Below are 3,403 nucleotides of genomic sequence, written 5' to 3' on the forward strand. Positions count from 1 at the left end.
GGTGCGCCCGGTGCCAGGCCCAGGCGCTCTCGACGATCCCGCGCAGGTCCGGGTGGCGCGGCTCCCACCCCAGCTCCCGCCGGATCCGGCCGCTCCCCGCCACCAGCACGGCCGGGTCGCCGGGGCGGCGCGGGCCCACCACGGCCGGGATGGGGTGCCCGGTCACGGCGCGCGCCGTCTCGATCACCTCGCGCACGCTGAAGCCGCGGCCGTTCCCCAGGTTGTAGGTGCGGCTCCCCCGGTCCAGCGCGCGCAGCGCCAGCACGTGCGCCTGCGCCAGGTCGGCCACGTGCACGTAGTCGCGCACGCAGGTGCCGTCCGGGGTGTCGTAGTCGTCGCCGAAGATGGTCACGCTCTCGCGCTGCCCGAGCGCCACCTGCAGCACCAGGGGGATGAGGTGGGTCTCCGGGTCGTGGTCCTCGCCCCGCTCCGGCGACACCGCGCCGCAGGCGTTGAAGTAGCGGAGCGCCGCGTAGCGCATCCCGAAGCGGTCGTCCATCCAGTGAAGCATCCGCTCCAGCAGGTACTTGGACTCGCCGTACGGGCTCCCCGGACGGATGGGGGCGTCCTCCTCGATGGGGATGCGGTCCGGGAGCCCGAACAGGTTGGCCGTGGACGACAGGATGAAGCGCCGCACCCCGTGCTCCGCCGCGCTCTCCAGCAGGTTCAGCCCGTTGCGGACGTTCTCCCCCAGGTAGAGGAAGGGCCGCTCCATCGACTCCCCCACCAGCGTGCGCGAGGCGAAGTGCAGGATCCCCTCCGGCCGGTGCTCCGCCAGCGCCCGGTCCACCGCCGCGCGGTCGGCCAGGTCGCCCTCCACCAGCACGGCGTCCGGGTGGACCGCCTCCCGGTGCCCCTGCGACAGGTCGTCGAAGACCACCACCTCGTCGCCCGCCTCGACCAGCTGCAGAACCGTGGCGCTCCCGATGTACCCGGCGCCCCCCGTGACCAGCACCTTCATCGCTCCCCTGCCCCGTTTCGGGTGTCCGCCGCGTCGTTGCGGCGCGAGGGCGCTTCCGGCACATTGCTCCGCCACCGCGGACCCGTGACCGGCTGCCCATGCGATCCTCTTCCCTGACGCTCCTCGCGGGCCCCGACGCCCTGCGGACCGTGCGCGAGCGCGGCCTCCGCGCGGAAGACGTGGACGTGGTCCCGGGGGCCTCCGGCGGTCCCAAGTGGCTCGTCCTCGCCGGGCTGGACCGCTTCCTCTTCGGCCGCTTCCTCCAGGCGCCGCGCACCCGCCCGCTCCACCTCGTCGGGTCGTCCATCGGGAGCTGGCGCCTGGCCTGCCTGGCGCAGCGCGACCCCGCCGCGGCGCTGGACCGCGCCCACCGGGCGTACGTCGAGCAGCGCTACCCGCCGAAGCCGCCCCCCGCCCTGGTGACGGCGACGAGCGCCGGGATCCTGGACACGCTCCTCGGCCCCACGGGTGCGGAGGAGATCCTGGACCACCCCTGGGCGCGCCTGCACGTGCTCGCCACGGAGTGCCGCGGCCTCTTCGCCAGCGAGAGGGCGGCGGCGCAGCTCGCCGCGTTCGCGCTTGCGGCGGCGGGGAACGTGCTGGCGCGGCGGACGCTGGGCCTCCGGCTGCGGCGCGTGGTGTTCCACGCCTGCGGCGACCGCACCCCGTTCCGCGGCCTCGCGGACCTCCCCACGGTCCACGTCCCGCTCACGGCGCAGAACCTGAAGCCGGCGCTCCTGGCCTCCGCCTCCATCCCCCTGGTGCTCTCCGGGGTGCGGGTGCCGGGCGCGCCGGAGGGCGTCCACCGCGACGGCGGGATCCTGGATTACCACCCGGACCTGGACTTCGGCCCCGGCGAGGGGATCGTCCTCTACCCGCACTACTATCCCTACGTGGTGCCGGGGTGGCTGGACAGGTCGCTCCGGTGGCGCCGCGCCCGCCCGGCGAACTTCCGCCGCGCCCTCCTCCTGGCCCCCTCCGCCGAGTTCGTCGCCCGGCTGCCGCACGGCAGGATCCCGGACCGCAACGACTTCTACCGCCTGGACGACGCCGCCCGGATCCGCGCGTGGCGGACCGTGGTCGCCGAGAGCGAGCGCCTGGCCGACGAGCTCCGGGATCTCCTGGAGACGGACCGGATCGCCGCGGCGGTTCAGCCGCTCTGACCGCGGCGCTGGATCTCGTCCGCCACGTGCTGGAGCACCTGCGCGCCGTTCGCCCCGTGCCCGTGGGCGAGATGGCGCATCCAGTGCTCCACGATCTCCAGGATCGCGCTCCGCTCCTCGGCGGCGGCCTGCGCCCGCACGGCCGCCAGGTCGGTGGTCTGGTCGCTCATCGTCTCTCCGGATCGCGTGGAAGTGGACTCCGCGCCGTCAACGTATCCCGCGCCCCGCGGGAGCGGTAGGCCGCCGGCGTCAGGGCGGGGACACCAGCTTGAGTCCCAGGATCCCGGCCACGATCAGGCCGATGCAGAGCATCCGGGCGGGGGTGGCCTGCTCGCCGAACAGGACGATGCCGAGCACGACGGTCCCGATGGTTCCCACCCCGGTCCACACCGCGTAGGCGGTGCCGAGCGGGAGGGTGCGGAGCGCCAGCCCCAGCAGCCCCAGGCTGAGCAGCATCGACACGGCCGACGCCACGGTGGGGAGCAGCTTCGTGAACCCGGCCGTGTACTTGAGCCCGACGGCCCAGCCGACCTCGAAGAGGCCCGCGACGAAAAGGACGACCCACGCCATCCCCGTATCTCCGGACGGTGCGGGGTCGTCCCCGACGGTTCCTGTCGCGGGCGCGGGGCCGTCCCCGCGCCGGTCCACTGGACGGGCAAGATAGGCCCGCTTCCCGCGTCCGGTCAACGCGCGGGGAACGGACTTTGATATGCGGGGAGTGGCGGCTCAGGTTGCAAGGGCCGGCCTCTCCCGATCGCGAACCCACCCTCTGCCTCGCTCCGGACGATGCCCGATCGGAAGGACCTGGAGGCGCTCTTCCTCGAGAACCTCGGCTGGATCGAGCGCGTCGCCGCGTCCATCTGCCGGCGGCACGGCTTCGGCGGCGACGACGCGGAGGACTTCGCCTCGTGGGCGCGGCTCCGGATCGTGGAGGACGACTACGCCGTGCTCCGGAAGTTCCGCGGCGAGAGCTCCGTCACCACCTACCTGACGGTGGTGGTCGCGATGCTCTTCCGCGACTACCGCGTGAGCCGCTGGGGACGCTGGCGCCCCTCCGCGGCGGCCCGACGCCACGGCCGGCTCGCGGTGCGGCTGGAAACGCTGGTGCACCGCGACGGGTACCGCCTGGAGCAGGCCGGAGAGCTGCTGCGCACCACCGGCGAGACCGACCTGTCCGAGCGGGAGCTGGCGGAGCTGCTCGCCCGGCTCCCGGCGCGCTCGCCCACGCGCCCGGTGGAGGTGGGGCCGGACCCGCTCGCCAGCACGCCCGCGGCCGCGC

General features: G+C 74.5%; 5 protein-coding genes. 2 read left to right on the forward strand and 3 right to left on the reverse strand.

What is annotated here, in order from left to right; translation table 11 throughout:
• Positions 1-961, reverse strand: a 961-nt coding sequence (galE, locus tag VGR37_03340) for a UDP-glucose 4-epimerase GalE (protein HEV2146428.1), incomplete at its 3' end; no start/stop codon positions are given.
• A 98-nt stretch (positions 962-1,059) separates the two neighbouring features.
• Between galE and VGR37_03345 the strand changes: the two genes are divergently transcribed.
• Positions 1,060-2,124 carry a hypothetical protein gene (locus tag VGR37_03345; protein HEV2146429.1) on the forward strand — a complete coding sequence of 355 codons (1,065 nt, stop codon included), beginning with the start codon at positions 1,060-1,062 and terminating at the stop codon, positions 2,122-2,124.
• Here the strand turns inward: VGR37_03345 and VGR37_03350 are convergent.
• Positions 2,112-2,294: a hypothetical protein gene (locus tag VGR37_03350; GenBank protein ID HEV2146430.1), complete on the reverse strand. Its 183-nt coding sequence runs from the start codon at positions 2,292-2,294 to the stop codon at positions 2,112-2,114. The genes VGR37_03345 and VGR37_03350 overlap by 13 nt on opposite strands.
• A gap of 79 nt (positions 2,295-2,373) precedes the next feature.
• Entirely contained in the window at positions 2,374-2,694 is a 321-nt protein-coding gene (sugE, locus tag VGR37_03355) for a quaternary ammonium compound efflux SMR transporter SugE (GenBank protein ID HEV2146431.1), read from the reverse strand.
• A gap of 216 nt (positions 2,695-2,910) precedes the next feature.
• On the opposite strand from sugE, the gene VGR37_03360 reads away from it, so the two are divergent.
• A partial coding sequence (locus VGR37_03360; GenBank protein ID HEV2146432.1) for a hypothetical protein occupies positions 2,911-3,403 on the forward strand: 493 nt, incomplete at its 3' end.

The organism is Longimicrobiaceae bacterium, assembly GCA_035936415.1.
Classification (GTDB): domain Bacteria; phylum Gemmatimonadota; class Gemmatimonadetes; order Longimicrobiales; family Longimicrobiaceae; genus JAFAYN01.